Genomic DNA, 26,911 nt, shown 5'->3' on the forward strand with positions numbered 1-26,911 from the left:
AAAATTCTGGTTTGGGCGGGGACGCAGGTGCAATTCCCCGCACCCGCGACCCCGCCCAAACCACTCTATAAAATATACTATGGCATTTAGGAAGAGTAATAACCTACAGAAGCAGGACTTCGATGCGATCACCATTAGCCTGTCAAGCCCGGACGATATCCTGGAGCGCAGCTACGGAGAGGTACTGAAGCCCGAGACCATCAACTACCGCAGCTACAAGCCGGAGCGGGATGGACTATTCTGTGAGCGCATCTTCGGGCCCGTCAAGGACTACGAATGCTACTGTGGTAAGTACAAGCGGATCCGCTACAAGGGGATCGTCTGTGACCGCTGTGGTGTGGAGGTGACCGAGAAGAAGGTACGGCGCGAGCGCATGGGTCACATTCGCCTCGTGGTTCCCGTAGTCCATATTTGGTTCTTTAAGTCGCTGCCCAATAAGATTGCCTACCTGCTGGGCTTCAGCTCTAAGCACCTGGAGAGCATCATCTACTACGAACGGTACGTAGTCATCAACCCCGGTATCCGGGAGAGTGAGGAGATCATGCACAAAACGCTGATCACCGAGGAGCAGTACCTGGACATCCTGGAGACTCTACCCCCCGAGAACCAGCAGTTGGAAGACGGTCACCCCGATAAGTTCGTCGCCAAAATGGGTGCCGAGGCGATCCGTGATTTGCTGGAAGGCCTGAAACTCGATGAGCTCAGTTTCCAACTACGCCACCAGGCCAATACCGAGACCAGCCAGCAGCGTAAAAGCGAGGCCCTAAAGCGCCTGCGCGTAGTGGAGGCCTTCCGCGATGCCCAGGACAACGTAACCAACAAGCCGGAGTGGACCATTATCCAGTACCTGCCCGTCGTTCCGCCTGAACTGCGCCCGCTGGTACCGCTCGACGGTGGCCGATTTGCTTCATCTGACCTCAACGACCTGTACCGCCGGGTCATCATCCGTAACAACCGCCTGAAGCGGCTACTCGAAATCAAGGCTCCGGAAGTCATCCTGCGCAACGAGAAGCGGATGCTACAGGAGGCTGTGGACAGCCTGTTCGACAACAGCCGGAAATCCAACGCCGTCAAGGCCGAGGGGGGCCGGGCGCTGAAATCACTCTCCGATATCCTGAAGGGTAAGCAGGGTCGCTTCCGCCAGAACCTGCTCGGTAAGCGGGTGGACTACTCCGGCCGTTCGGTGATCGTAGTAGGGCCTACGCTGAAGCTACACGAGTGTGGTATTCCTAAGGGGATGGCCGCTGAGCTCTTCAAGCCCTTCATCATCCGTAAGCTCATCGAGCGCGGTATCGTGAAGACGGTGAAGTCGGCCAAGAAATTGGTAGACCGTAAGGAACCCGTGATCTGGGAGATCCTGGAAAACATCCTGCGCGGTCACCCCGTGCTGCTCAACCGGGCACCCACGCTGCACCGGCTTTCGATCCAGGCCTTCCAGCCGAAGCTGATCGAGGGTAAGGCTATTCAGCTGCACCCGCTCGTCTGCTCGGCCTTTAACGCTGACTTCGACGGTGACCAGATGGCTGTGCACGTGCCCCTGAGCCAGGCTGCCATCCTGGAGGCCCAGGTGCTGATGCTCTCGGCTCACAACATGCTCAATCCGCAGAATGGTACGCCCGTCACCCTGCCTTCGCAGGACATGGTACTCGGACTGTACTACATCACCAAGCAGCGCCGCAGCGAGGGTAATATGAAGGTGAAGGGTGAGGGACGCAAGTTCTACAGCCCCGAGGAGGTGATGATCGCCTACAATGAGGGTCAGTTGGACCTGCATGCCATCATTCACTGCCGCGTTCCCGTAGAGGATGAGAACGGTAAGCTCCGTATGAAACTTACCGAGACCACTACCGGTCGGGTGATGTTCAACAGCGCCGTGCCCCAGGGTATGCCATTCGTGAACGTACTGCTGACGAAGAAGAACCTGAAGCTAGTCATCGCCGATATCCTCGAGCGGTCCAACTTTGCCACCACGGCCACCTTCCTCGACAAGATCAAAGATATGGGCTTTACCTGGGCGTTCAAGGGCGGTCTGTCCTTCAACCTCGGTGACCTGATTACCCCCTCCGTAAAGCAAGATGTACTGACCCAGGCCCGTACGGAAGTGGACGAGGTGATGGACAACTTCAACATGGGTCTGATCACTAACAACGAGCGCTACAACCAGATCATCGATAAGTGGACGTACGCTGATAACCAGATCACCAACACCCTGATGCAGGAGTTGGCCACGCATAAGCAGGGCTTCAACTCCGTGTACATGATGTTGGACTCCGGTGCCCGGGGTAGTACCCAGCAGATCAAGCAGCTCTGTGGACTCCGCGGACTAATGGCCAAGCCGAAGAAGTCAAACGACAGCGGCCCGGCGGTTATCGAAAACCCGATCCTGTCCAACTTTGTCGACGGCCTATCGGTACTCGAATACTTCATCTCTACCCACGGTGCCCGTAAGGGTCTGGCCGATACGGCGCTGAAGACCGCCGATGCCGGTTACCTGACGCGTCGACTCGTCGACGTAGCCCAGGACGTGGTGATCATGGAGGACGACTGCGAAACCCTGCGTGGTATCGATACGAGTGCCCTGAAGGAAAATGACAAGGTCGTGGAGAGTCTCGCCAGCCGCATTGCCGGTCGCTACTCCCTGCACGAGATCGTACACCCGGTCACCGACGAGGTGATCGTAAAACCCGATGAGTACATCGACGACCCCACGGCCAAGTACATCGAAGACGAGGGCATTGAGGAGGTGACCATCCGCTCCGTACTCACCTGTGAGGTGAAGCGTGGCGTGTGCGCCAAGTGCTACGGTAAGAACCTCGCCACCGGTCGCAAGGCCGAGATGGGGGATGCCGTCGGTATCATTGCCGCCCAGTCCATCGGGGAGCCGGGTACCCAGCTTACGCTGCGGACCTTCCACGTAGGTGGTATCGCCTCGGTCACCCGTCAGGAGAGCGAGCTCGTGTCGAAGTTCAACGGTAAGATCCAGTTCGACGGCGTACGCGTCGTTACGGCCGAGAACGAGATGGGCGATCAGCAGGACGTGGTCCTGTCGCGCTCCGGCGAGATCAAGATCGTAGACCCCGAGAACGGCAAGGTATACGCTACGCAGCACATCCCCTACGGTGGTACTATCCACGTAAAGGACGGTCAGGACGTGAAGAAAGGCACGGTAATCGTAGAGTGGGACCCCTACAACGCGGTGATCATCTCCGAATTCAAGGGGGTAGCTCGCTTTAGCGATATCGACGAGGGCGTGACCTTCCGCACCGAGCGTGATGATCAGACCGGTTTCGAGGAGAAGGTGGTCATCGAGACGCGCGACCGGAAGAAAATCCCGACCATCTCGATTCTGAGCAAGGACGGCGAGGAACTTCGTAGCTACAACCTACCCGTAGGTGCTTACATCAGCATCGAGGACGGTGCTGAGGTGGCCATTGGCGAGAAAATCGTTAAGATCCCCCGGAAGCTAGGCAAGATCGCGGATATCACCGGTGGTCTACCCCGGGTGACGGAGCTCTTCGAGGCCCGTAACCCCAGCAACCCGGCCGTAGTCTCCGAAATTGATGGCGTAGTCACCTTCTCCAAGAAGATCAAGCGGGGTAACCGCGAGCTCATCGTGGAGGCCAAGGACGGGCAGAAGCGCAAGTACCTGATCAACCTGAGCAAGCACATCCTGGTCCAGGATCAGGACTTTGTGCGCGCCGGTATGCCGCTCTCCGATGGAGCCATCGCACCCCGTGATATCCTCGACATCAAGGGCCCCTTCGCCGTACAGACTCACCTGGTCAACGGTGTACAGGAGGTGTACCGCTCGCAGGGTATCACGATCAACAACAAGCACATCGAGGCCATTGTACGGCAGATGATGCGCCGCGTGCAGATTGTGGATTCCGGTGACACTACCTTCCTAGAGGGCGAGGCCGCCGAGCGCTACGAGTTCTTCGAGCAGAACGACTGGATCTTCGACAAGAAGGTCATCACCGATGCCGGTGAGAGTGAGAAGCTCAAGGAGGGACAGATCGTGACCATGCGCCAGGTGCGCGAGGAGAACAGCTACCTGAAGCGTAACGACCTGAAGAGCGTAGCTTACCGCGACGCCCAGGCTGCTACCAGCTTCCCGCTGCTACAGGGTATCACGAAGTCGAGCCTCGGTACGCCGAGCTGGATCAGTGCCGCCTCGTTCCAGGAGACTACGAAGGTGCTTTCTACCGCCGCCATTGCCGCCAAGCGCGACTACCTGGAGGGTCTCAAGGAGAACGTTATCGTCGGCAAGCGAATCCCCGCCGGTACCGGTATGCGCAAGTACGACCGCCTGTTCGTCACCACCAAGGAGCAGCAACAGGCCTGGGAGGCCCGTCAGGCTGCTTTTGCCGAGGAGGAAGCTGCCGCCCGTGCCGCCGAGGAGGCCGAACTGGCTAGCGAGGAGGCTGCGGAGTAGCTGTAGCGACGGGTTAGCTACGCTGCTGCCTTCGGCGGTTAGCCGTCATGCTGCCAGAAATAGCAACGCCCCGTCGGAACTACTCCGGCGGGGCGTTTTCAGTTTTACTCGGTTTCTTCCTTTGGAGGAGGTAGTAACTCGTCTACCGACATCGAACCACATAAGGGGCTTTCGAAGGTAGCGCCTCGGGGGTGGCGCTGAATACTATTATAGTCCCCTGACGCAGTAACTGGGGAAAGATGCACCTCCACCTGATCCTGTTTAAGGTTGATGATCCAGTATTCCCGGATTCCGGCTAGCGCATACATCTTTAGTTTTACTGCACGATCGTAATCAAGCGTAGCGTCAGAAACCTCGACAAGTAGCCGAATATCTTTACTACTAGGTTGCCCTGAATGTTGCTGGTAAGATGTCTTGTCAAATATGACAAAATCCGGTTCCGGCTCTGAGGTGCCGAGTACTGTAATGGGATTCTGTGCACTACATCGATATCTACCAGCAAACTTGAGTACGAAGAGTTCAGTAATAAGGTCGACACAGTCACGGTGCCTTATTCCAATGGGCAATTTCTCAATTATTTCTCCAAAGATCAGCTCAATAGCATCGTTCTCCGTAAAAATACCGGCTTCGATAGCAGCGTGGTACCGTTCCAGAGAGTACCGAAAGGGGTGCCGCTCGTGCGCCACCGGCGGGGTAGGCGGGGCCTCATAGGTGGAGATAGGTATAGCGGTCATAGGGCTAATTTACGGGCTTTCGTGTAATCCTGGATACCGATCGCTACCAAGATAGTTCCGGTACACTTAGCATCTAAAAGCCAGCATCAACTATATTCAGGCCTTAATGCGGTTTTATGCCTTACCTCTCAGTAGTAGCCATCAGTTTCTGCTATCTCTTTCCCCTCGCTTTACTAGCTCAGAACAGTCCTGCCGAAGCGGTAACCTACGACAAACGAAATAAGCAGTACGTCTATGATGATGGTAAAGGACGTACACTCACCTTCGACAGAGCGCATTACCAATACGGTGAACGGGCGTGGTATGTGGAGCGAAATGAGCAACAGGGGCTGTTTTATCCCGGTGACTCCGCCCGCCTATTGCTCTTTCAGGAAGTACTCTTCCTAGACGAGCCTTACGCCCGGGTCAAAACATCCACCGGCTACGGGGTAGTTGACGTACGTGACGGTATCACCGTAGTCCGGCCGCTTTGCCAAAGCGTAGACCGCTACGACACTACCGGATTCACCATCGAGCTGAACGGCAAGTGGCTCGATCGACAAGCCGGTGAAGTGACTACGCTTGAGGGTCCACCGGAGGTGTACCGCCACCCCCATACGATGCCGATGCTACGCGGCTGTGAGGATACCTCTTCCCTGGGGATGCAGCGGTGTATCCTGGAGCGGGTGTACCAAAACATACGCTACCCAGCCAGTGCGCGTAATCAGCGTGTGGGCGGTACGGTGATTCATTCGCTCGTCATCGGGGAGGATGGTAGGGTAGAGGAACTTCGTCTAGTACAGTCAGCTGACCAAGCCCTCGACGAGGAAGCTTACCGCGTCATCGATAGGTACCTCAATGACTTTGAACCAGGCCGACAGTACGGACAAGCTGTGCGGACCTACCTGGAGCTGCCCATTAACTTTCGCGTTGAATGACCGCAGCTGCGGCCCCGCCCCCAAGTTCGCGACGCCTGAGCTACTTTGTGTGACAAACCGAAGCCGGACGCTATGCGCTACCTCATCCTTACCCTCTTTTGTGTTGCCTTAACGGCCCCGGTCACGGCGCAGAAAAACGCCGATAGCTCCCAACTGGCTACCTACTTCGCCCCCCTTAAGTACCGCAACATCGGCCCCTTCCGCGGCGGCCGCTCCGTAACGGCAACGGGAGTAGTAGGCGATCCGCTCACCTACTACATGGGTACCACCGGCGGCGGCGTCTGGAAAACTACCGATGCCGGACAGCACTGGGAAAATATCTCCGATGGCTACTTCAGTACCGGCTCCGTAGGGGCGGTGGCCGTGTCGAAGAGTAACCCCCAAGTGGTCTACGTCGGCATGGGCGAGCACGCCCCCCGCGGCGTTATGACCTCCCACGGCGACGGAGTGTACAAATCGACCGACGGCGGAAAGACCTGGACCCATCTCGGACTGAAGGAGACGCAGCATATCTCGCGCATCGTCATCCACCCCGATGACCCGGATGTGGTGTACGTAGCCGCCCAGGGCCAGCTCTACGGACCCAACGAAGAACGCGGTGTCTACCGCAGCACCGACGGCGGCCAGACCTGGGAGCGCACCCTGTACGTCAACGATCTCACGGGGGCCTCCGAGCTCTCTATGGACTTGACCAATCCACAGGTACTTTACGCCGCCATGTGGCACCACCAGCGCCTGCCCTGGCAAGTGGTGAGTGGTGGTTCCGGCTCAGGACTCTATAAATCTACGGACGCCGGCAGGACCTGGACCGAGCTGACCGAAGGCCTACCGGAGGAAAAGGGCAAACTAGCCATCAGCGTCAGCCAGTCCAATCCGAACAAGGTGTACGCGCTGGTAGAAAGCGACTCCCAACGGGAGAAGGGCGGTCTGTTTGTAAGCGGGGACGCAGGTGCAAGCTGGTCGCGCGTAAGTAAGGACCACCGGCTCGTGCAGCGTGCCTGGTACTACCTCGAAGTTTTCGCCGACCCCACGGACGAAAACGTGGTGTACGTACTCAGCGCCTCCCCTCTCCGGTCCATCGACGGCGGCAAGACCTGGGAGACCCTCGACGGCTCCCACGGTGACTACCACGACCTGTGGATCAACCCCGCCAACCCGCGCAACCTCTGCATCGCCAACGACGGCGGGGCGGCCATCAGCTTCAACTACGGCGACACCTGGTCAACCCAGGATAACATGCCCACCGGGCAGTTCTACCGTATCAACGTCGATAACCAGTACCCCTACCGCATCTACGCGGGGCAGCAGGACAACACCTCGGTCTCCATCGTCAGCCGGTCGCTCGGGAGTGGCGGTATTTCGGTCTCCGACTGGACAGCCTCGGCCGGGGGCGAGAGTGCCTTTCTGGCCTTCGACCCCGACGATCCACGCTACGTGCTAGGGGGAAGCTATCTAGGCACCATTGAAATTCTTGATAATGTATCCAGAGCCAGCACCAACATCATGGCCGCCCCCATCCAGTATCTCGGCCGGGCGGCCAGCGATATGAAGTACCGCTTCAACTGGAATGCACCCATCATTTGGTCCCGCCACGAGCCGGATACCTATTACCACGCCAGCCAGCACCTACTGCGCACCCGCGACCGCGGCCAGACCTGGGAGGAGGCTTCCCCTGACCTCACCCGCAACCAGAAGAACAAGCAGATCAAGGGCGGGGGACCGTACACCGTCGAGGCCGTCGGTGCCGAGAACTACGGCACGATCAGCTACGTGACCGATTCGCCCCACGAGGCCGGCGTAATCTGGGTCGGAACCGATGACGGCTACGTGCAGCTCACGCGTGATGGGGGAGAAACCTGGACGAACGTGACGCCAAAGGGATTGGAAGAGTGCCTGGTCAACGCGATCGACGTATCCCCCCATACAGCCGGCACCGCCTACGTCGCCACCACCCGCTATAAGTTTAACGACCATACCCCCCGATTGCTGAAAACGGAGGATTACGGAGCTAGCTGGACGGACATTACCGGCAATCTTCCCTACGGTGCCTACACCCGCGTAGTACGCGAGGATACCGAACGCCCCGGACTGCTCTTTGCCGGTACGGAAGTCGGGGTATACGTATCCTATAATGACGGGAAAGAGTGGCAGAAGCTCAACCTCAATCTACCGATCACCCCGATCACCGACCTAATGATCGCCCACGACGACCTGATCGTGGCTACTTCCGGACGGGCCTTCTGGGTACTGGATGACCTGGAGCTGTTGCGGCAGTACAAAGATCAACCCAGTACGCTGACCCTATACCGGCCCGCTGAGGTCACCATCAGTAATAGCTCCAGTAGTCTGGATGGAAACGACTCCGATGGGACGGATACGCAGGAGGGCGTCAATCCCGCTTCTGGCGTCGTATTCTACTACTACCTACCGGAGGCGGCCGATTCTACCGAGGTCACTCTGATCATTGAAGACCAGAATGGCAATGTCATCCGTACCCTCAGCAGCAAGCCTGAATCCGTGGAGCAGTTTCCGGGGGGGCCACCAAAACCAGTCGAGCTACCTACCGAGACAGGACTCAATCGCCAGGTCTGGGACCTGCGGTACTCGACGTTGACCGCGGCACCGACCGCCTACATCGAGGGCAGCTTCCGGGGCCACCGGGTCGTACCGGGTACATACGTAGCTACCCTACGGGTCGGGGAGCGAGTAGATACCACGCAGGTACGGATTGTGCCTAACCCCCTGTACGATGTCACGCCGGCTGAGTATGCTGCCTACGATAGTTTCATGCAGGAAGCAGCCGGTAAGCTCAACGAAATGCACACCCTGGTCAATGATAGCCGCCAGGTGCACGAGCAGCTTACGGCACTGATCGAGCGACTCGACGCAGGCGAGCATACCGAACTGAAGAATGAAGCAAAGGAACTGCTAGAGGACCTGGACGCCTGGGACCAGGAGATGGTACAGCGTAAATCGCAGGCTTATGATGACGTGGAGAACTTTGAAAATAAATTCACGGCCAACTACCTTTTCGTAATTAATCACGCGGAGGCTAGTCTGCCCCGCGTGAACGCCCCCACGCGCGAGCGGCTTACGGAGCTCAATGAAGAGTGGAAGGAGCGGAAGGTGGTGATTGACGAGTTGCTGCGCACTCGCGTCCCCGCCCTGAACGAACGCTTGTATGCAGCCGGTATCGGTGCGCTGTGGAGTGCGCGGGAGTATCGAGTGAAACGGTAAAAAATAGCGGAGCCGGTGCAACATCCCCGATAAAGCAAAAACTAAGGGACGCGCACCGACACTGAGAGAGACACTATGAACAAACACAACGCTACCTGCGGAAAAGCGCGGGTAGTCGGATTCCAATTCAAATATGAACTGTTAATAAAACTACATGTTAGACGGTTTAGTATGTGGAAAGTCACTTTCGCGGCAAAATTTATCGTTTGCCGGCCTTGAAGTTGCCCGCCATCTGCGCCATCATGGGGTTGTTACTGAGCTTGTGCATCATCTTGCGCATCTGGTCGAACTGCTTAATAAAGCGGTTGACGTCGTCCATACTCTGTCCACAGCCCAGGGCGATGCGCTTTTTACGGCTCATGTTAAGTAGACCGGGCTCGGCGCGCTCCTGGGGCGTCATGCTGTAGATGATGGCCTCGACCTTGGCGAAGGCCGAGTCGTCGATGTCGATGTTCTTCATGGCCTTCGACATGCCGGGGATCATGTTCAGCAGGCTCTTCATGTCGCCCATACGCTTGAGCTGGGCGAGCTGGCTCAAGAAATCGTTGAAGTCGAACTTGTTCTTTTTGATCTTCTTCTCTAGTCGCTTAGCTTCCTCCTCGTCGAACTGGTCCTGCGCCCGTTCCACGAAGGAGATGATGTCGCCCATGCCCAGGATGCGCTGGGCCATCCGGTCGGGGTAGAACACATCCAGCGCGTCCATCTTCTCGCCGGTGCTGACAAATTTGATGGGTTTTCCTACCGTGTACTTGACCGACAGGGCCGCACCACCGCGGGTATCGCCGTCGAGTTTGGTAAGCACTACGCCGTCGTAGTCGATGCGCTCATTGAAGGCCTTGGCGGTGTTAACCGCGTCCTGCCCGGTCATGGAGTCGACTACGAAGAGCGTCTCATTGGGGGAAATCGCTTCGCGTACGTCGCTGATCTCCTGCATCATCCGCTCGTCGACTGACAGACGGCCGGCCGTATCGACGATGACTACGTCGAACTTGTTCTGCTCGGCGTAGTCGATGGCCTTTAGGGCAATATCGACCGGGTTTTTATTCTCCGGCTCTTTATATATCTCAGCGCCTACCTGTCCGGCAAGTACGGTCAGCTGGTCGATGGCCGCCGGGCGGTACACGTCGCCGGCCGTCAGTAGCACCTTCATGTTGCGCTTCTCCTTCAGGTACTTGGCCAGCTTGCCGCTAAAGGTTGTCTTACCCGAGCCCTGTAGTCCGGCGATGAGTACTACGGCGGGGCTCCCCTTGACGTTGATGCCTACACTCTGTCCGCCCATTAGGTCGGTCAGCTCGTCCTGCACGATCTTGACCATGAGCTGGCCGGGCTTGACGGCCTTAAGTACATTCTCGGTACCCAGGGCCTTGGTCTTCACCTTGTCGGTGAATTCCTTAGCAATCTTGTAGTTCACGTCGGCTGCGACCAGCGCCCGGCGGATTTCCTTCAGGCTGGTGGCTACGTTGATCTCGGTGATCTTGTTATCTCCGGTCAGGGATTTAAACGCTCCTTCGAGGCGGTCGCTTAGGTTGTCGAACATGGTCGAATCAATTTGGCGGGCGAAGATACGGAAGTGAGGGGGGAGTGGGGTGGTGGGTTGTTACGTTATTGAGTTGTTGGGTTGCAGTCGTTGGAGGTGTGACAGGTGTGCGGGGCCGCAGGTGCAATACGGATACGAGCGAAGCGAGCAAACGCCACAACTCAACAACCCACCAACTACTCCCTGACCCTCTCCCACCACCGCTCCCGGTACTGCCCCGCCTGCGTCATCGCGAAGCGCTGCCCAATCAACGGGCTCAGTACACACTCCGTTTTGTCGGCCGCCTCGATGCGGGCGATGGGATCATACCAGGCGTGGTCCGAGAGGCTGAATCCGCCCCAGTGGATGGGCAACAGCCACTTGCCTCCGAGATCGGCGTGGGCCCGCAGTGCTTCCTCGGGCTGCATGTGTACGTTTTTCCAGTGCTTGTGGTACTGCCCGGAATCGAGCATAGTGAGGTCAAAGGGGCCGAGGCGCTCGCCAATCATCGGATAGTGGCGGCCGTAGCCACTGTCGCCACCGAAGAAGATGCGGTGCTGGGCGGTCTGAATTACGTAGCCGCACCAAAGCGATTTATTGCGCGTCGAGGGGCTACGGCCACTAAAGTGACGGGCCGGGGTCGCGGTGTAGGTGATGCTACCGATGGTGGTCGACTGCCACCAGTCGAGTTCCGTGATCCGCTCCTCGGGAATATCCCAGGCCCGGAGGTGGGCACCCATACCGAGGGGGACCAGGTAGGCTTTAGTGCGGTCCTTGAGCGCCAGCACTGTGTGGTAGTCCAGGTGATCGTAGTGATCGTGGCTGAAGACCATGAGGTCGATGGTGCCTATGCCTTCCAGCGGGTGGTAATCTTTGTAGGGAAAGCGATGGCCGAGAAAGGGCACGGGAGCTACCCACTCGCCGAGCATGGGATCGATGAGGACGGTCTGACCGCCGGTTTCCAGCCGCAGGGCGGAGTGGCCGTACCAGGTGAGGTAGTCCGCGGCGGGGTCAAGCTGGGAGAGGGATTCCGCTACGGCGACCGGCAGCGGCGCGGCGGGCTGGGTCTGCTTGGCCTTGATGTAGCCCACTAGATCACCCATGAGGCTACGGAGATCCTCCCGCAGGGGTGTCTTGTCGAGGTTGCGGAACTGGCCCATTTTCCACGCGGCGGTACCCTGGTAGTCGCGCTGCTTCATCTGCCGCAGGCTGGCTCCAAACTGGGGGTCGTTGCGGAGCTTACGGGCCACGAAGCCTACGGGGAGAAGTGCAAGTCCGACTAGCCAGTGGGGTTTCATGTTACAATTCGATTGTTTACGCGCTGCGCGCGGGTGAGTTCAAATTTTGGCGCCTATGGCGCCTATGGTGTGGCGGTGCATCATATCAGGAGAACCTCTTCGTCCGAGCCCCTGCCCTGTAGGGTAACGGCCACGACCACCGTAATGACACAGCCAATTAAATTTAACCACAGGTACGCCAGGTCGATCACATCCAGCCAGCTACACACGAAGGTAGCCACCACGAAGGCCTCCCCCACGATGGCCGCCCGAAAGACCGCCTGCCCGCCTACCCGCTTAAAGAAAAAGGCCACCACGAACACCCCCAGTATCACACCGTAAAACAACGAGCCAATGATGTTCACCGCCTGGATCAGATTGTCGAACAGGTTAGCCACGGCGGCAAAGCAGAGCGCCAGGATGCCCCAGCCAACGGTCAGCGCCTTACTAGCCGTGAAGTAGTGCTCGTCCGTGCGGTTGGGTACCAGCGAGCGCTTGTAGATGTCGATGACGCTCGTGGTGGCCAGCGCATTGAGCTCCGAGCTAGTACTGGACATCGCGGCCGAAAAGATCACCGCCAGCAGCAGGCCCACCAGCCCCACCGGTAGGTAACTGGTGATGAAGGTGATGAACACGTAATCGCGATCCTCGGTAATGAGGTCCGGATCGAAGCGGCCAATGAGGGTATCCACGGCGGTGGCTACCTCCTTACGTTCTGTTAGGGTAGCCTCTACCTCGCCACGCGATCCGGCGATACTAGCCTCATCATTCGTGCGCAGGGCCTCCACCATGCGGGCGGTAGCTAGTTCGTTGCGGCCGCTGATCTCGGCGTAGTCCGTTTCGAGCTGGGCCAGCTCCCCGGCGTACTCCGAGTTGCGGAGCTTTTCCAGGTTGGCGGAGTTGAAATGAACCGGCGGTGGCTCAAAGAGGAAGAAGACGAACACAAGGATGCCGACCACCAGCACCAGAAATTGCATGGGTACCTTAAAGATACCGTTGAAGAGTAGGCCCAGCCGACTTTCGCTCAGGCTCTTACCCGACAGGTAACGCTGCACCTGCGACTGATCGGTGCCGAAGTAGGACAAGAACAAAAACGTACCCCCCAGCAGCGCCGACCAGATGTTGTAGCGGTCGTTTAGGTCGAACTCCAGATCCACTACCTGTAGCTTGCCCAGATGACCGGCCACCCCAATCGCGTCGCTAAACCCCACCCCCTCGGGGAGCTTCAACACCACCACCACCCCGGCGGCGAACATACCCAGCAGGATCACGATCATCTGCTGCTTCTGAGTCACCGACACGGCCTTTGTGCCCCCTATCACGGTGTAGAAAATCACTACTACGCCGATGATCAGTATAGTCAGACTCAGCGACCAGCCCAAAATTGTAGAGAGGATGATGGCCGGCGCATAAATGGTGATGCCCGCCGCCAGTCCCCGCTGAATCAAAAACAGGATGGCCGTCAGCGTGCGCACCCGCAGGTCAAACCGTCCCTCCAGGTACTCATAGGCCGTGTACACCTGGAGCCGGTAGTAGATCGGTAGCACGAACACACATAGAATCACCATGGCGATCGGCAGCCCGAAGTAGAACTGCGCAAAGCCCAGCCCGTCATTGTAGGCCTGCCCCGGCGTACTTAGGAACGTGATGGCACTGGCCTGGGTGGCCATGACGCTCAGCCCGATGGTCCACCACTTGAGGTCACGGTCGCCCAGTAGGTAGCTCTTGATGTTATCGACCTGGCGGGTCTGGTAGATGCCGTAGCCGACGATGGCGGCGAGCGTACCCGTCATCACGATCCAGTCGAGCGGACTCATGCGGTGGCGGGGTTAGACGGTGTAGGCACGCGAGAAGAGGTAAAAGGCGATGAGTAAACAGAGGTGAAGCAGCAGTACTACAAGGTACATGTTGCGCCAGCTGCCGAGGATGGGGGGCTCATCCTGGTCCGGTTCGTCGTCAGCAGTAGGGGAGTCCGGTACGATCATGGCGCTAAGGTAGGTGACCGCATCCCCACACCCCGGTCCGGGACTCGTAAAAATCGACGGGGATCGCGGTCTGTAGGCCGCCAAGGTACGGGTGGGGTGTATTTTGCGCCGTGCCTACTGCCCTAACTATCCTGTACGTACTCCTTAGCGTGGTCCTCCCCGCCGTACTTTTCCTCAACGCGCGCCGCGGGGGCAAACGCGGGCAACCTATTCACTGGACTCCCACCCTGAAGGTACGGATGTACTACGCCAACGGTATCCTGCTACTCGGTTTAGCCGTCCTTACCCTGGCCGTATGGCACTTTGCCGATCGGCCCTTCACCGATCTCGGCCTGGGCTGGGGCAGGACGCCCTACGATCCCCTGGCCATCGGTATCATCTTCGCCTTTCTGGTCCTGTACGGCGTGGATCTTTTCGCCGAGGCTGGCTCCCCGGAGCGGCAGCGGCAGACGCGCGAGAAGTTCCGCGAGCTCGGCTTTTTACCCACCACCGGCACCCAGTACCTGCATTTTCTATTCCTCTGCGTCTGCGCCGGGGTGGGGGAGGAGATCGTCTACCGCGGCTTCCTAATTACGTATTCCGCCGAGCTCCTTGGTGATACGACATGGGGGGTAGTCGGCACCCTCGTTCTACCGGCCGTTTCCTTCGGGCTCGCCCACATCTACCAGGGCTCTCACGCAGTACTAAAGATCGTAGCCATGGCCCTACTGTTCGGCTTTTTCTTCTTTCGCACGGGCAGTCTCTGGCCGCTCATCCTACTGCATACCGCGATCGATGCGGTGGGCGGGTTACTAAGCTGGTACCTGGAGGAACATGACTGAGGGGCGGGGCCGCAGGTGCAGGGATAATGGAAAAATACCCCCCAGACGCTTGTCGTATTTAAAAAGTCGACGTACCTTTGCGGTCGCTTCGCACGAAGTGCAGGGCTGCGTAGCTCAACTGGATAGAGCACTTGACTACGAATCAAGAGGTTTCAGGTTCGAATCCTGACGCGGTCACCTTTCCGCTTTAAGCAGGCTGCGGTCTGCTTTTTTTTTCCGACACCGGCAACGGTGCCATCATGTGTTAGCAACGCTCTTTCGCTATGTCTAAAGTCTGCAAACTCACGGGTAAGAAGCCGATCAGCGGCCACCACGTATCCCACTCTAACCACAAGACCAAGCGCCGCTTCGTACCCAACATCCAAAAGAAGCGCTTCTTCGTACCCGAACTGGGTAAGTTCGTCACGCTGCGCGTATCGACCAGTGCCATGCGTACCATCAATAAACTTGGGGTATACGCCTATGTGAAGAAGCTGGAGAACAAAGGCATCGAAACCGGCGTCAAGCTCTAAAACTTACTCCTCATGGCTAAGAAAAGCAAAGGCAATCGCAACCAGATCATCCTGGAGTGCACCGAGCAGAAGGAGACCAACGTACCCGGCACCAGCCGCTACGTGACCGAAAAGAACCGGAAAAATACCCCGGGTCGGATGGAGCTCAAAAAGTACAATCCCAACCTGCGGCGTATGACGCTGCACCGGGAAATTAAGTAAATCAACTCCTAGCGGCCCGTAGTCGTTAGCGCTATCAAACTATCCCCCCCATGGCTAAAGTCTCTAAGAACTCCCGCGTCGGTAAACGTACCGCTAATGCCGGCTCCGGTCGCGATTACGTGAAGGTCGTCCAGTCCGTTAAGAACCCCGAAACCGGAAGCTATTCCTACAAAGAAGTGATGGTGCATAAGGATAAGCTGGATGATTTTATGAAGGATAAGTAGGTAACACCTACCCTTCTCATTGGAAGCCCACGTTACTCGACCGTAGCGTGGGCTTCTCTCGTATGGAGTGGTGCGGCTAAAGCCACAACTACGGAGCGACTGTGGCTGTATCATAGGCCATGAGTGAATTCTGGAATGACCGCTACGCGGCACCCGACTACGCCTACGGCACCGCCCCCAATGCCTTTTTTGCCGAGCAACTACGACTTCGCCAGCCCGCCGGCCGTATCCTGCTGCCCGCCGACGGAGAGGGCCGCAACAGTGTCTACGCCGCCGAGCAGGGACTGGAAGTGCACGCCTTCGACCTCAGTGCGGAAGGGCAGCGCAAGGCCATGCAGCTAGCCAATCAGCGGCAGGTGGCGATCGACTACAAAGTGGGTGAGTTTCTACATTTCGGCTACCATGAAGGTACCTTCGATGTTCTCGCCCTGATCTATGCCCACTTCCCCGCCAAGCTCAAGGAAGACTACAACCGGCGCTTAGCCACCTACCTGCGCACCGGCGGACTACTCATCTTCGAGGCCTTTGGACAGCACCATCTGAGCTACCGACAGGACGATCCTAAAGTAGGTGGCCCCGGGGTAGCGGAGATGCTTTTCTCCACCGAAGAATTACGCCGCACCTTCCCTCACTTCGAGGTATACCACCTAGCCGAAGAAGCAGTAGCGCTTAGCGAAGGCAACTACCACCAGGGTACGGGCTCGGTAGTTCGCTTCGTAGGTCGCAAGCTCTAGATTGCCCCACGCGACTACCTTTGCACCCGTGGACGCGCCCCCTAGTACGCCTGGAAAACCTATCGCGCCTACAACACCTCCAACGCCCGCACGGCAACAACTCAACAACCCTAACCCCCCCCCCACCATGACCAACGACCAATTGAAGGACCTGCAGACCCGCCTCGGGCTGCTCAAACAGTATCTTTGACGTCGCCGCGCGCGAGTTTAAGATAGAAGACCTAACGCAGCGGAGTCTAGATCCCACGTTTTGGAATGATTCGAAGGGCGCCGAGGCGGTGATGAAGGAACTGCAGAGCCATAAGAACTGGGTGAGCCAGTATAAACGGGTAGCCGACCGGGTGGATGACCTAGAGGTGCTGCAAGAATTCCTGAAGGAAGGGGAGGGGACCGAGGAAGATGTCGACCGCCGCTACGAGGAGGCTGTCGCCGTCCTGGACGACGCCGAGTTTAGGGCTACGCTCAACCGACCGGAGGACGAGCTGGGCTGTATCCTGGAGATCAATGCCGGAGCCGGGGGTACCGAAAGCAACGACTGGGTGGAGATGCTCCTGCGTATGTATACCATGTATGCGGAAAAGTACGCGGGGTATAAAGTGAGTCTGGCTAGTGAAACGCCCGGTGACGTAGCCGGCATCAAGTCCGCGACCCTGGAGCTGATCGGAGATTTTGCCTACGGGATGCTGAAGGGAGAAAATGGGGTGCACCGTCTGGTCCGCATTAGTCCCTACAATGCGCAGGGCAAACGGATGACTAGCTTTGCCAGTGTATTCGTACACCCTAGGGTAGACGATACAATCGAGGTCGACATTAATCCGGCCGACATTCGCTGGGATACCTTCCGGGCCTCGGGGGCCGGGGGGCAGCACGTCAATAAAACGGAGTCGGCCGTACGCGTAACCCACGAGCCTACCGGAATTGTGGTCGAGTGCCAGGAGGAACGCAGCCAGCACCAGAACCGGGAGCGGGCCCTAAATATGCTAAAGAGCCGCCTCTACGAACGGGAACTGGAAGCCCAACGTGCCGAGAAAGATGAGATCGAAGCCGGCAAGACGGCCAATGAGTGGGGTAGCCAAATCCGGAGCTATGTCCTGGACGACCGCCGCGTGAAGGACCACCGTACCAACTGGCAGACTAGTCAAACCGATGCGGTACTCAACGGTGACCTAGAGGATTTCCTCAAGGCCTACCTACGCTGGAGTGGAGAGGCCAAATAAAAAAGCACTCCGGCGGGACCGAAGTGCTTCTAGGTAGTAGGTGTCTAAAACGGCTTGTGTTGTTCTATGTCGCCATGTAGTCTCTCAATACTTGTACAAAACTTTGCAAACCCGTACGGTAAGAGCAACATCCGTGCCAATGTGGTACTGCCCTGGTTATCAATGGAATCGCTAGAGGATAAACTATAGCTCACGAAGTATAAAAAATAACCTAGCGGTATTTCATAAATTAACCAAATAGAGTTATCGGCCCATGTACTGCCACACCAGCTGATTGATTAGGAAGAACAATACGAGGTAGATCCACAGTCCGTCAAGAAAATGCCAGTAAATCGTAAGAAGGCGTAAGTTAAGTCGCTTGTCTGGATCGCTGAAGTACACCAGAACGCTCACCGGCTCACGCATATACTTACGGGCGCGGTGCAGGAAAATGCCCAGAAAGGGCAGCCCGCCGATGACGTGCGCGAAGTGTAGGGCGGAGATGACGTAGAGGTAGCCGGCCGAGTTGTCGCTATTGATGTACACCTGCTGAGTGAAGAGTTGGTACCAGGCTACCCCCTGCATGATCATGAAGAAGATGGACAGGTAGAGGGTGTACCAGAGCATTCGTTGGTAACGTGCGGTGTTGTCTGCTAGGTAGGAGGCCTTCGCCTGCGTCATCGTGTAGCTACTAGCCAGCAGGATGCCCGTATTGAGGAAGAACAGGAGGGGGAGCTTAATGGGCGGCAGCTCGCTTTGCACCCGCGTATAAACAAAGGCGGCCGTCATCGCCAGGAACAACATGCTCAGGCTAAAGAGCAGTAGGGAGAGGTAGATGTTCTTGGGGTGAAAGGCGAAGTTGTCCTGCGTCTCGTCGACCGGACGTTCGATCTCCTGGGGGCGGTTGTACATCAGGCAGCGGATTTGTTCCCGCGACAGCGTTCGGAGCAGTACTTGACCTCCTCCCATACCTTGGCCCACTTTTTGCGCCAGGTGAAGGGACGGCCACACACGGGACAGATTTTCTGGGGAAGATTAGGCTTTTGGTGCGCCATCGCGAAGGGCTATGATTTTGTCCATGACGGCTTCTGCCTCGGCGGATTTAGCGGCGTAGCCCTTGATGTCTCCGCCACGCTGTAGTGCCATAGCCTCCTCCAGCAGCCGGGAGTACTCCTTTTCCAGCTTCTTGAGGGGGTCCTTTTTGAACAGTCCAAACATGGCGGGGCGGTTTAGGGAAGTAACGGAGGCGGCATACCTTAGGTTGCGCCCGGTGGAGGACCCCAAAAACCGAAAGCCCGCACCGATGAAATCGGTGCGGGCCTTTGGTAAGGTTGCTGAAAGTGTATACCTATGGCAGGTTAGGCAGATTGCCGCTGCGTTTGGGTGCTACGACGCTCTACGCCATAGTGAGTGTAAAGGTTATTCCAGTACGTGTGGTCATTGGTCTTGGGCCAGTTGTCCTTGTCAAAACCAGGGGCATTTTCCAGACGGTCCTTACTCACGTTGAGTACGAATTTCTCCGTGGTGGTATTAACGCTGAATGCCTCGAAAGGGATGGCGAAGTACTTGTCGCCGAGGCCAAGAAAGCCACCGAACGAGAGGACGGCGTAATTGACGCGACCGCTTTCGGTATCGATCATTAGGTCCTTTATTTCTCCGAGGTTTTCACCCTTTTGGTTCGTTACGTTGGTTCCAGTAATGGAGGTAGAAGATAGAATCAGATTATTCATAATAATAAAAGTTTTGTGGCGGTAGGTGTCACGTGTAAAAGTGTGGGAATCCGCTCGTTATCAATTCAAAATACACTAATATAACACGTTTACGTCGCCATTTGTTCACTATGTAACCAAAATAATGCAATGTAGGGCGCTATGCTATCGCGCTCCGGTCGGTGGGGGGGCAGCCGGACATTTGTGAAAATTTACCCTATCTTTGCCCGAATGATTTTACGCCGTGACGCTGCCCTCCACCGAGGGAGCGTCGCTTTTTTTTCCCACCCGTCGCACCGCCACCCTAGCTACCTAAGCCACCCAACTGTCTCAGTCGGTAGCGACGCCCAACCCTTAGATCATGGCAGGAACACATTATCTGTCGCAAGAAGGATTCGACCGGCTCCGGGCCGAGCTCGACGAGCTGAAAACCACCGGACGGGCCGACGTTGCCCGCGCCATCGCCGAGGCCCGCGAGAAGGGCGACCTGTCCGAAAACGCTGAGTACGACGCCGCCAAGGATGCCCAGGGCCTCCTGGAAATGAAGATCAATGAGCTGGAAAAAATAATGGCTAACGCCCGCGTCCTCGACTCCAGCCAGCTCGACACTAGCAAGGTGACCGTGATGAGCAAGGTCACCATCGAGAACATGAAGAACAAGGCCCAAATGGTCTACCAGCTCGTGGCCCAGAGTGAGGCCAACCTGAAGGACAAAAAGATCAGCGTCGACAGCCCCATGGGTCAGGGGCTGCTTGGCAAAGCCGTCGGTGAGGTTGCCGAGGTCAAGACACCCAACGGTGTTATCCAGTTCCGGATCAAGCACATTACCGTCTAGACCATGCCGAGCATTTTCAGCCGCATCATCAGCCGGGAGCTGCCCGGCTACATCGTGGCCGAGACCGATCGCCACATAGCCTTCTTGGATGTTCGGCCCATGGTAGAAGGACACACCCTCTGTGTGCCGAAGCGGGAGGTAGACTACTACTACGACCTCACGGATGAGGAACTAACGGAGCTCACCCTGTTCACCAAGCGCATTGCTACCGGACTGAAGGCAGCCATTAACTGCCAGCGCGTCGCCAATGGGGTACTCGGGCTAGAAGTCCCCCACGTGCACGTACACCTCGTGCCGGTCAACGATACCAGCGACTTTCGGTTCGGCAAAGTTATCGAGGTACCCGCCGCCCGCATGCAGGAGTTGCGTGACACGATCGCCGCGGCGATCCCCCCGGCCTAAAAGTCCGGCGGCGTCAATTCTTTGAAGTGACCGTTTAGCTGCGCCCGCTCCCGAATACCAAGCGGATCGCCGGACTGCGGACGCACCTGCTGCAGGTGGTGCAACAGGTAAAGCTGCCGCTCGTCGGCCGCCCGAAGGGTCAGGAATTCGTACTCCTGTTCGAGGGTGAAGCCTACGTAGTGTCCAATACTGTAGGTGCGAAATCCCTCCCCGACGGAATCTACCTCCCGGTCGATTTTGAGCTGTCGGTAGATGGCAAGGGTAAGGTTGACGATCTGTTCGTTGATGGCGGGGTCTTCCTCCTCCTCTACGGGTAGAAACCTCACCTGCCCCCCGGGGTACAGTTTGCCCGGTGCCTGCCGGTCGAAATCGTCCAGGTAAAACACCCGCCGGCCCCGGGTATGCACGTCACTCTCTCCGGAGGGATAGCGCCGTGGTACCCCCTCGAGTGACACTTCCGTAGCGATGGGCTGCAGAGCTCCCTTGATTACAGTGGGCACGCCGAAGGTGATACCCTGCTGCTCGGCGTCCTGAATGAGCTGGCGGTACCGCGGCTCAAAAATGTGTAGATTGAGGGCCTCGCCGGGGAATACGACCAGTTGTAGGGGGAAAAGGGCAAGTTGTTGTTCCATACCAAAAACCCAACAGCCTTCGGCGCCAAGTTGCTTACTTTGGGAGCAACTAACCGTGGTCCCCATGCGCTATTGCGTCGCTTTCGCCGTACTTCTCCTGTGGTCGGCGTGTAAGAACTCACCCACCGATTCCTCCACCAAGCTACCGTCGTACGTGCTATCCCACACCACGGGCACGATCGGACGTGACGCCACCATTACCATTACGCTCGACACGGTCTATGCCGAGGAGGCCATCGATTTTTTCCTTACGCCGGGTGTGGCCGGTAGCGGGAAGGTTACGGACCGGTACTTCGTCTTCACCCCGGATGTCCCTTTACCGAGCGGACAGACCTTCCGGGCCACGGTGAGTCTAGACGGCCGCTCCCCCTACACCTTTGACTTCAGTACTCCCCCTCGGGAGCTGGAGCTACAGGCCGATGGCTACTATATTCGGGATCCCGCCCAGCCGGCACGCGTCGAGCTCACCGGCCGGCTGCTGACCAACGACGGGGCCAGCCTGGAGGAGATGCAGGGGGTACTACAGGCGAGCTACCGTGATGCTCCCCTGGAAGTTTCCCTACAGCAGCAGAGCCAGAACGTCTTCACCTACGTGGCCACCGTACCCGACCGGGGCACCGAGCCGGGCACCGCCGTCATTCAGTACGATGGAGGGGGCGCGTTCGCCGGTGCAACGGGCCGGGTGGAGGTGCCGATTGCGCCGGTAGGGACCTTTGAAGTGATCGACGTTGCCGCGGCGGCCGAGGGGGAGGGTATCGTGATGCGCTTTACGGACCCCGTCGCTACCGATCAGGACCTCACCGGACTGTTACGCTTCCGTCCGAGGGTCGACTTTACCACCAGCGTCAGTGGTAATTTGCTCACCCTTTATCCCACCGCCACGGAGCTGCCCGAGGCCACGCTGGTGGTCGATCCGCAGCTGGCCAGCGTAGCCGGTAAAACCCTGGAGCGGCCCACCGAGTGGCTCGTCAATCTCGGCAAGCGGGAACCCGCGCTACGGGCAGTCAGTAACGGAACGATTATGCCCCACGATGGGCGGCGGCTGTACACCTTCGAGGCCATTGGGCTCGATCGGGTGTACTTTGAACTCTTCCGAATCCAGACCGGTAATGTGCTGCACTTTTTGCAGGAGCAGTCACTGGGGGAGGTCAGTGCGGAGTGGAACCTGCGCCGGGTTGGTACCGTGATCGACCGGGAGGAGATCGACCTCACTACGCTTGCTCCGGGGGCTAACCGCAGACAGTGGACCCGCTACGCCATCGATCTTGGTGACTACATCGGTACGGACGATGCGTCGCTGTACCAGGTGCGACTCGCGTTTGGGCTGGAATACACCGAGCAGGCTTGTCGGGGCTCGCTAGCGCAGTATGGCCTACAGCCCATTGCTGCTCAGCTGGCCGCGCAGTCGGATTTCCAACTCGGATTCACGACGACTGCCTCCCTACTTGCGAGCTACAGCGGCATATACGATTACTATGACTGGGAACAGCGCGACGACCCCTGCTCCCCCGCCTACTACAACCGTGAGCGGTTCCTGCTCCAAAACGTGCTATCCTCCAACCTCGGCCTGATTGCCAAACGTAATCCCGACCGTACTACCCTGATTTTCACCACCAACCTACTCGAAGCGGGGCCCCAGGGCGGGGTAGGCGTGAAGGCCTATAGCTATGCGGGGGAAGAACTCGCCTCCGGATCCACGGATACCGAGGGGATGCTGCGCCTTACCACCGAGCAGGAGCCGGCATTTCTGGTCGCTATCCTAAAGCAGGAAACCGCTTACCTCCGACTACAGGAGGAAGACGCCCTGCCGGTCGGCCGCTTCGATGTGGCTGGTACGGAAGCCGCCGGAGGGTTACGGGGTAGCTTCTTCGCCGAGCGTGGTGTCTGGCGGCCGGGCGATAGCGTATTTCTATACTTCGTATTAGAGGACCGCGAAAGCGTGCTGCCGGCGGACTATCCCATCACATTCACCCTTACCGATGCACGCGGCCGAGTGGTAGACCAGCGAAGTGTATCCGCAGCTAACGACCACGGGATGTACGCCCTTGCCTTCCACACGGACGCCGAGGACGCCACCGGTAACTGGAGCGCCGAGGTACAGGCAGCAGGACAAACGTACCGGCGCACCCTAGCGATCGAAACGGTCAAACCGAACCGACTGGCCATCGAGCTGACCAACGGTAGCCGTACTACCGATCCACTACAACTCCGTGCAGACTGGCTCTACGGGGCACCGGCTGCCGGACTGCGGGCCGAGGTGATGGTACGCGTTCAGCCCCGCGACGTTGAGTTCCCCGGCCTTTTGGGCTACGCTTTTCAGGACCCCGCCCGTAGCATCGAATCCGGCCCCGAGAAGCAACTCTTCGAAGGACGCCTAGATGCCCGGGGGAAGGCTACCGTGCCCCCGCCGGCGCAGGAGGGCGATCAACTGCCCGGCCCCCTACAACTCAGGTTAAGTACCAAGGTCTATGAGCCGGGGGGCAACTTTAGTATCGACAACGTCGCCCTGCCCTACGACGCGTACCGGACCTACGCCGGGGTCAGGCTACCGGAGGACGATTGGGGGAACAAAACCATCACGACGAGCGGTACATCGACCGTGGACCTGGCGGCCGTAAGTACGGACGGCCGTGGCGTAGCTAACCGCCGCCTCAGCGTAGGCATCTACCGGGTGGACTGGCGTTACTGGTGGCAGGACGGTAACGACAACGTGGCGCGCTTCAGTAGCAGCGCGCACACCGAAAGTATTGCAACGTATGCAGCTACCACCGATGCGGGCGGGCGGGCGACCGTCTCGCTGAGTGTGCCGGACTGGGGCCGCTACCTGCTGCGCGTCTGCGACGCCGACGGACACTGCGCGGGCGATTATTTCTACGGAGGCTCGAGCGCCGCGGCCCAGGACGACCGGCAGGCCGCCTCCCTACTGCGGCTACAGGCGGAAAAGAAAACGGTTGGTCTGGGTGAGCGTATCAACCTGGGGGTGCCCACCAGTGCCGGCGGTAATCTGCTGGTCAGTTTGGAAAAGGGAGCCGGCAGTCTCGAGCAGTTCTGGGTACCCACTACTGCCGGGCAGACGCAGGTGACCTTCGCGGCTACCGAGCAGATGATTCCCACGGTATACACCAACGTGACGTACCTGCAGCCCTACGCCCAGACTACCAACGACCGTCCGGTCAGACTCTTCGGGGTGGTACCCGTGGAAGTACAATCCGCACAGAGCCTCCTGCATCCCCAGATCATTACGGCCCCTGAGTGGAAACCCCGGGAAACCGTCAAGGTCACCGTGCGCGAGCAGGACAACCGCCCCATGACCTACGTACTGGCCGTCGTCGACGAGGGCCTGCTAGGGCTCACTCGCTTTACGACCCCCGATCTGCACGCGGACTTCTTCAGTAAGGAGGCCCTCAGTGTGAAAACCTACGATGTGTACGACCAGGTGATGAGTAGTATCAACGGGGAGTTTGGCAAGGTCCTGGCTATTGGGGGCGACGGCGAGATTGTGACTCCGGAGGAATCGGGGGCCAACCGTTTCCCCCCGGTCGTGCGTCACCTCGGTCCCTTCACCCTGGAAGGGGGTGAGGCCACGCATCGCATCGAGCTACCTAACTACCTGGGTGCGGTACGCGTAATGGTGGTGGCGGCGGGCGAGCGGGCCTACGGAAGCGCCGAGCAACGGGTCACGGTCAGCCAGCCCCTCATGGTGCTCCCCACTCTGCCCCGGGTAATCGGGCCGGAGGAAACGGTCGATCTACCGGTAAGCGTGATCAACACCACGGACGGCAATCGCCGCGTGAGCGTCAGCGTCAAGGATGCCGCCGGACTCGTCAACGTAACTCGAGCGGATACTACGTTGAACTTCACCGCCAGCGGCGATCGGCTGACGTACTTCCCGGTTACCGTCGGCCAGCGCACTGGGGTAGCACGCTTCGAGGTTAGTGCCAGCGGGGGCAACGACCGTAGCAGTCAGGAGGTGGAGGTAGGCATCAGGCAACCGAATCTGCCCACTACCCGCAGTACCACCGTCGGCCTAGCACCCGGGCAAACGCAGGAGATTAGCTACAGCCCCTTTGGATTGCCGGGAAGCCGCTCCGCTACCTTAGAGCTATCGGGCCTGCCGGCGATGAACCTGCAGCGCCATTTGGATTACCTCCTCCAGTACCCCTACGGCTGCGTCGAGCAGACTATTTCGGCCGCATTTGCCCAGTTGTACGTGGACCGGGTGATGGAGCTTAGCACGGAGGAGACTGACCGCCGGCAGCAGGGCATCAGCGGCGCGATCACGGCGCTGCGTCGTTTCCAGACCGGGGGTGGGGCGTTAGGCTACTGGCCCGGCGACCAGCAACCCCATCCCTGGGCGACCAACTACGGCCTCCACTTCCTGCTCGAGGCCGAGCGGGCGGGCTTCGCGGTATCCTACGATCTGAAGCAGCAACTGCTACGCTTCCAGCAGTCGGCTGCCGGTAGCTGGACGCGTAACGACGGAGCATTTTACAGCAGCCTACGCCAGCGAAGTCTTGACCAGGCCTACCGACTTTATACCCTGGCCCTGGCCGGGCAGGCCGATATCGGCGCGATGAATCGCCTGCGCGGCCTGCGCTCGGAGCTGGAATCGACCGCCACCTACCAGCTAGCCGCTGCCTACGCCCTGGCCGGCCGGCAGGATGTGGCCGCGGAGCTCGTGCAGGGGGAATCGGACCGGGTAAAGCCCTACCGCGAGCTGGGCTACACCTTCGGGAGTGACCTTCGCGACATAGCTATCATCCTGATTGCCGAACTGGCGATGGATGAGACCCGTGCCGCGGCGGCTCAGGCGCTCCGATTGGCCGAGCAAATCGGTAAACGCTCCTGGCTCAGTACCCAGGAGGCTGCCTTCGCCTTCGTGGCCCTGGGCCAGTTGGGCGACCAGTCCGGTACGCAGGTTCGTGCGGATTTCACCTCGCCGACCGGCGCTACGTCTACCGTCGGCACCAGCGCCGGGGTGTATGACATCGCGCTACCCACCGGGGGGGAAGCGCGCTTCACGGTAAAGAACACCGGCAATGCAACCCTTTACGTAGTCACCTCCACTACCGGCGTGCCCCGAGCGGGGGAAGAAACGGCCACTAGCAACCGGCTCGATCTTAGGGTCAACTACCGCGACCTCAATGGGGATCCCATCGATGTGAGCGCGCTGACCTCGGGCACCGAATTTGTCGCAAGCTATACGGTAAGCAATCCGGGGAGTACCGGACAGACCTACCAGCAGCTGGCGCTCCGCAGCGTACTCCCCTCGGGCTGGGAGGTTGCTGCGAGCCGACTGGCGGGTACTGAGCCGGAGCAGAGCGATCCGTACGAGTACCAGGATATTCGCGACGACCGGGTATACACCTTTTTCGATCTACCCGCGGGCTCGAGTAAAACCTTTTCGTTGCGACTCACCGCTACCTATCCGGGCCGGTATTACCTGCCCACCCAGGTAAGCGAGGCGATGTACGACCACGATATCCGTGCGCAGACCCCGGGGCAGTGGGTCACCGTAAGCCGCAGTCGCTAGGGCAACCTTCA

22 protein-coding genes and 1 tRNA gene are annotated in these 26,911 nt (G+C 58.5%); 13 read left to right on the forward strand and 10 right to left on the reverse strand.

All coding sequences use genetic code 11. The features are described from left to right. Window positions 1-79 precede the first annotated feature (79 nt). Window positions 80-4,435 carry a DNA-directed RNA polymerase subunit beta' gene (gene rpoC, locus ACOOHD_RS01385; RefSeq protein WP_420459773.1) on the forward strand — a complete coding sequence of 1,452 codons (4,356 nt, stop codon included), beginning with the start codon at window positions 80-82 and terminating at the stop codon, window positions 4,433-4,435. A 104-nt stretch (window positions 4,436-4,539) separates the two neighbouring features. Here rpoC and ACOOHD_RS01390 read toward each other — a convergent pair whose 3' ends face one another. Beyond that, window positions 4,540-5,169, reverse strand: a complete 630-nt coding sequence (locus ACOOHD_RS01390) for a Uma2 family endonuclease (protein ID WP_420459774.1) — start codon at window positions 5,167-5,169, stop codon at window positions 4,540-4,542. A 116-nt stretch (window positions 5,170-5,285) separates the two neighbouring features. Here ACOOHD_RS01390 and ACOOHD_RS01395 point away from each other — a divergent pair, with 116 nt between their 5' ends. Next, complete coding sequence (locus tag ACOOHD_RS01395; RefSeq protein WP_420459775.1) at window positions 5,286-6,086, forward strand: energy transducer TonB; 801 nt, start codon at window positions 5,286-5,288, stop codon at window positions 6,084-6,086. Between the two features lie 72 nt (window positions 6,087-6,158). After that, the gene (locus ACOOHD_RS01400; protein WP_420459776.1) at window positions 6,159-9,323 is read left to right on the forward strand and encodes a VPS10 domain-containing protein; all 3,165 of its coding nucleotides are present in this window, start codon (window positions 6,159-6,161) and stop codon (window positions 9,321-9,323) included. A gap of 199 nt (window positions 9,324-9,522) precedes the next feature. Here the strand turns inward: ACOOHD_RS01400 and ffh are convergent, their stop codons facing one another. From ffh to ACOOHD_RS01420, 4 genes are all read right to left on the reverse strand, one after another. Then, window positions 9,523-10,860: a signal recognition particle protein gene (gene ffh, locus ACOOHD_RS01405; RefSeq protein ID WP_420459777.1), complete on the reverse strand. Its 1,338-nt coding sequence runs from the start codon at window positions 10,858-10,860 to the stop codon at window positions 9,523-9,525. Window positions 10,861-11,036: 176 nt separating this feature from the next. After that, window positions 11,037-12,137, reverse strand: a complete 1,101-nt coding sequence (locus tag ACOOHD_RS01410) for an MBL fold metallo-hydrolase (protein ID WP_420459778.1) — start codon at window positions 12,135-12,137, stop codon at window positions 11,037-11,039. An 80-nt stretch (window positions 12,138-12,217) separates the two neighbouring features. Beyond that, window positions 12,218-13,933: a sodium:solute symporter gene (locus ACOOHD_RS01415; protein ID WP_420459779.1), complete on the reverse strand. Its 1,716-nt coding sequence runs from the start codon at window positions 13,931-13,933 to the stop codon at window positions 12,218-12,220. A 12-nt stretch (window positions 13,934-13,945) separates the two neighbouring features. Next, window positions 13,946-14,101: a hypothetical protein gene (locus ACOOHD_RS01420; protein ID WP_420459780.1), complete on the reverse strand. Its 156-nt coding sequence runs from the start codon at window positions 14,099-14,101 to the stop codon at window positions 13,946-13,948. Between the two features lie 110 nt (window positions 14,102-14,211). On the opposite strand from ACOOHD_RS01420, the gene ACOOHD_RS01425 reads away from it, so the two are divergent. The 7 genes from ACOOHD_RS01425 to prfB all read left to right on the forward strand — a co-directional run bounded on the left by ACOOHD_RS01425 (window position 14,212) and on the right by prfB (window position 17,810). Next, the gene (locus tag ACOOHD_RS01425) at window positions 14,212-14,922 is read left to right on the forward strand and encodes a CPBP family intramembrane glutamic endopeptidase (protein WP_420459781.1); all 711 of its coding nucleotides are present in this window, start codon (window positions 14,212-14,214) and stop codon (window positions 14,920-14,922) included. Window positions 14,923-15,025: 103 nt separating this feature from the next. Further along, window positions 15,026-15,099: transfer RNA gene (locus ACOOHD_RS01430), tRNA-Arg, on the forward strand. A gap of 86 nt (window positions 15,100-15,185) precedes the next feature. Next, on the forward strand, window positions 15,186-15,434 hold the full coding sequence (rpmB, locus tag ACOOHD_RS01435; protein ID WP_420459782.1) for a 50S ribosomal protein L28: 249 nt from the start codon (window positions 15,186-15,188) through the stop codon (window positions 15,432-15,434). Window positions 15,435-15,446: 12 nt separating this feature from the next. Then, window positions 15,447-15,635, forward strand: coding sequence for a 50S ribosomal protein L33 (gene rpmG / locus ACOOHD_RS01440; RefSeq protein WP_420459783.1), 189 nt, complete (start codon window positions 15,447-15,449; stop codon window positions 15,633-15,635). Between the two features lie 50 nt (window positions 15,636-15,685). Further along, window positions 15,686-15,859 carry a DUF4295 family protein gene (locus tag ACOOHD_RS01445; RefSeq protein ID WP_420459784.1) on the forward strand — a complete coding sequence of 58 codons (174 nt, stop codon included), beginning with the start codon at window positions 15,686-15,688 and terminating at the stop codon, window positions 15,857-15,859. Between the two features lie 119 nt (window positions 15,860-15,978). Further along, window positions 15,979-16,593, forward strand: a complete 615-nt coding sequence (locus tag ACOOHD_RS01450; protein ID WP_420459785.1) for an SAM-dependent methyltransferase — start codon at window positions 15,979-15,981, stop codon at window positions 16,591-16,593. A gap of 127 nt (window positions 16,594-16,720) precedes the next feature. Next, window positions 16,721-17,810 (forward strand): peptide chain release factor 2 gene (gene prfB, locus ACOOHD_RS01455; RefSeq protein ID WP_420459786.1). Its coding sequence is split into 2 segments (ribosomal slippage): window positions 16,721-16,780 and window positions 16,782-17,810, totalling 1,089 coding nucleotides; the frame shifts between segments, so codons are not numbered across the junction. Window positions 17,811-18,053: 243 nt separating this feature from the next. On the opposite strand, the gene ACOOHD_RS01460 is transcribed toward prfB, so the two are convergent. The 4 genes from ACOOHD_RS01460 to ACOOHD_RS01475 all read right to left on the reverse strand — a co-directional run bounded on the left by ACOOHD_RS01460 (window position 18,054) and on the right by ACOOHD_RS01475 (window position 19,519). Continuing rightward, window positions 18,054-18,701 (reverse strand): cytochrome c oxidase subunit 3, encoded by a 648-nt coding sequence (locus ACOOHD_RS01460; protein ID WP_420459787.1) that lies wholly within the window; start codon window positions 18,699-18,701, stop codon window positions 18,054-18,056. Next, complete coding sequence (locus ACOOHD_RS01465) at window positions 18,701-18,844, reverse strand: DUF2256 domain-containing protein (protein WP_420459788.1); 144 nt, start codon at window positions 18,842-18,844, stop codon at window positions 18,701-18,703. Before ACOOHD_RS01465 ends, ACOOHD_RS01460 begins: the two co-directional genes overlap by 1 nt. After that, entirely contained in the window at window positions 18,825-19,007 is a 183-nt protein-coding gene (locus ACOOHD_RS01470) for a DUF6435 family protein (protein WP_420459789.1), read from the reverse strand. Before ACOOHD_RS01470 ends, ACOOHD_RS01465 begins: the two co-directional genes overlap by 20 nt. Window positions 19,008-19,147: 140 nt before the next feature. Next, window positions 19,148-19,519 carry a PRC-barrel domain-containing protein gene (locus ACOOHD_RS01475; RefSeq protein WP_420459790.1) on the reverse strand — a complete coding sequence of 124 codons (372 nt, stop codon included), beginning with the start codon at window positions 19,517-19,519 and terminating at the stop codon, window positions 19,148-19,150. A gap of 340 nt (window positions 19,520-19,859) precedes the next feature. Between ACOOHD_RS01475 and greA the strand changes: the two genes are divergently transcribed. Both greA and ACOOHD_RS01485 read left to right on the forward strand, forming a co-directional pair. Then, window positions 19,860-20,333, forward strand: a complete 474-nt coding sequence (gene greA / locus ACOOHD_RS01480; protein ID WP_420459791.1) for a transcription elongation factor GreA — start codon at window positions 19,860-19,862, stop codon at window positions 20,331-20,333. 3 nt (window positions 20,334-20,336) lie between these two features. Beyond that, a complete protein-coding gene (locus tag ACOOHD_RS01485) occupies window positions 20,337-20,735 on the forward strand; it encodes an HIT family protein (protein WP_420459792.1) in 399 nt (132 codons plus the stop codon). Here the strand turns inward: ACOOHD_RS01485 and ACOOHD_RS01490 are convergent. Beyond that, window positions 20,732-21,367, reverse strand: coding sequence for an LON peptidase substrate-binding domain-containing protein (locus ACOOHD_RS01490; protein ID WP_420459793.1), 636 nt, complete (start codon window positions 21,365-21,367; stop codon window positions 20,732-20,734). The two genes, ACOOHD_RS01485 and ACOOHD_RS01490, sit on opposite strands and share 4 nt — an antisense overlap. A 64-nt stretch (window positions 21,368-21,431) precedes the next feature. Here ACOOHD_RS01490 and ACOOHD_RS01495 point away from each other — a divergent pair, with 64 nt between their 5' ends. Next, window positions 21,432-26,900: an alpha-2-macroglobulin family protein gene (locus ACOOHD_RS01495; protein ID WP_420459794.1), complete on the forward strand. Its 5,469-nt coding sequence runs from the start codon at window positions 21,432-21,434 to the stop codon at window positions 26,898-26,900. Window positions 26,901-26,911: the final 11 nt, after the last annotated feature.

Origin of the sequence: Neolewinella sp. (assembly GCF_965214665.1) — a bacterium.
In the GTDB taxonomy this organism is placed as follows: Bacteria; Bacteroidota; Bacteroidia; order Chitinophagales; family Saprospiraceae; genus Neolewinella.

Excerpts from the sequence above, each read along its gene's own strand:
- greA (WP_420459791.1), top strand. The coding sequence starts at position 19,860 with ATGGCAGGAACACATTATCTGTCGCAAGAAGGATTCGACCGGCTCCGG.
- ACOOHD_RS01490 (WP_420459793.1), bottom strand. The coding sequence starts at position 21,367 with ATGGAACAACAACTTGCCCTTTTCCCCCTACAACTGGTCGTATTCCCC.
- ACOOHD_RS01395 (WP_420459775.1), top strand. The coding sequence starts at position 5,286 with ATGCCTTACCTCTCAGTAGTAGCCATCAGTTTCTGCTATCTCTTTCCC.
- ACOOHD_RS01485 (WP_420459792.1), top strand. The coding sequence starts at position 20,337 with ATGCCGAGCATTTTCAGCCGCATCATCAGCCGGGAGCTGCCCGGCTAC.
- ACOOHD_RS01465 (WP_420459788.1), bottom strand. The coding sequence starts at position 18,844 with ATGGCGCACCAAAAGCCTAATCTTCCCCAGAAAATCTGTCCCGTGTGT.
- ACOOHD_RS01495 (WP_420459794.1), top strand. The coding sequence starts at position 21,432 with ATGCGCTATTGCGTCGCTTTCGCCGTACTTCTCCTGTGGTCGGCGTGT.
- ACOOHD_RS01415 (WP_420459779.1), bottom strand. The coding sequence starts at position 13,933 with ATGAGTCCGCTCGACTGGATCGTGATGACGGGTACGCTCGCCGCCATC.
- ACOOHD_RS01450 (WP_420459785.1), top strand. The coding sequence starts at position 15,979 with ATGAGTGAATTCTGGAATGACCGCTACGCGGCACCCGACTACGCCTAC.
- rpmG (WP_420459783.1), top strand. The coding sequence starts at position 15,447 with ATGGCTAAGAAAAGCAAAGGCAATCGCAACCAGATCATCCTGGAGTGC.
- ffh (WP_420459777.1), bottom strand. The coding sequence starts at position 10,860 with ATGTTCGACAACCTAAGCGACCGCCTCGAAGGAGCGTTTAAATCCCTG.
- ACOOHD_RS01460 (WP_420459787.1), bottom strand. The coding sequence starts at position 18,701 with ATGTACAACCGCCCCCAGGAGATCGAACGTCCGGTCGACGAGACGCAG.
- rpmB (WP_420459782.1), top strand. The coding sequence starts at position 15,186 with ATGTCTAAAGTCTGCAAACTCACGGGTAAGAAGCCGATCAGCGGCCAC.
- ACOOHD_RS01410 (WP_420459778.1), bottom strand. The coding sequence starts at position 12,137 with ATGAAACCCCACTGGCTAGTCGGACTTGCACTTCTCCCCGTAGGCTTC.
- ACOOHD_RS01390 (WP_420459774.1), bottom strand. The coding sequence starts at position 5,169 with ATGACCGCTATACCTATCTCCACCTATGAGGCCCCGCCTACCCCGCCG.
- ACOOHD_RS01400 (WP_420459776.1), top strand. The coding sequence starts at position 6,159 with ATGCGCTACCTCATCCTTACCCTCTTTTGTGTTGCCTTAACGGCCCCG.
- rpoC (WP_420459773.1), top strand. The coding sequence starts at position 80 with ATGGCATTTAGGAAGAGTAATAACCTACAGAAGCAGGACTTCGATGCG.
- ACOOHD_RS01445 (WP_420459784.1), top strand. The coding sequence starts at position 15,686 with ATGGCTAAAGTCTCTAAGAACTCCCGCGTCGGTAAACGTACCGCTAAT.
- ACOOHD_RS01420 (WP_420459780.1), bottom strand. The coding sequence starts at position 14,101 with ATGATCGTACCGGACTCCCCTACTGCTGACGACGAACCGGACCAGGAT.
- ACOOHD_RS01475 (WP_420459790.1), bottom strand. The coding sequence starts at position 19,519 with ATGAATAATCTGATTCTATCTTCTACCTCCATTACTGGAACCAACGTA.
- ACOOHD_RS01470 (WP_420459789.1), bottom strand. The coding sequence starts at position 19,007 with ATGTTTGGACTGTTCAAAAAGGACCCCCTCAAGAAGCTGGAAAAGGAG.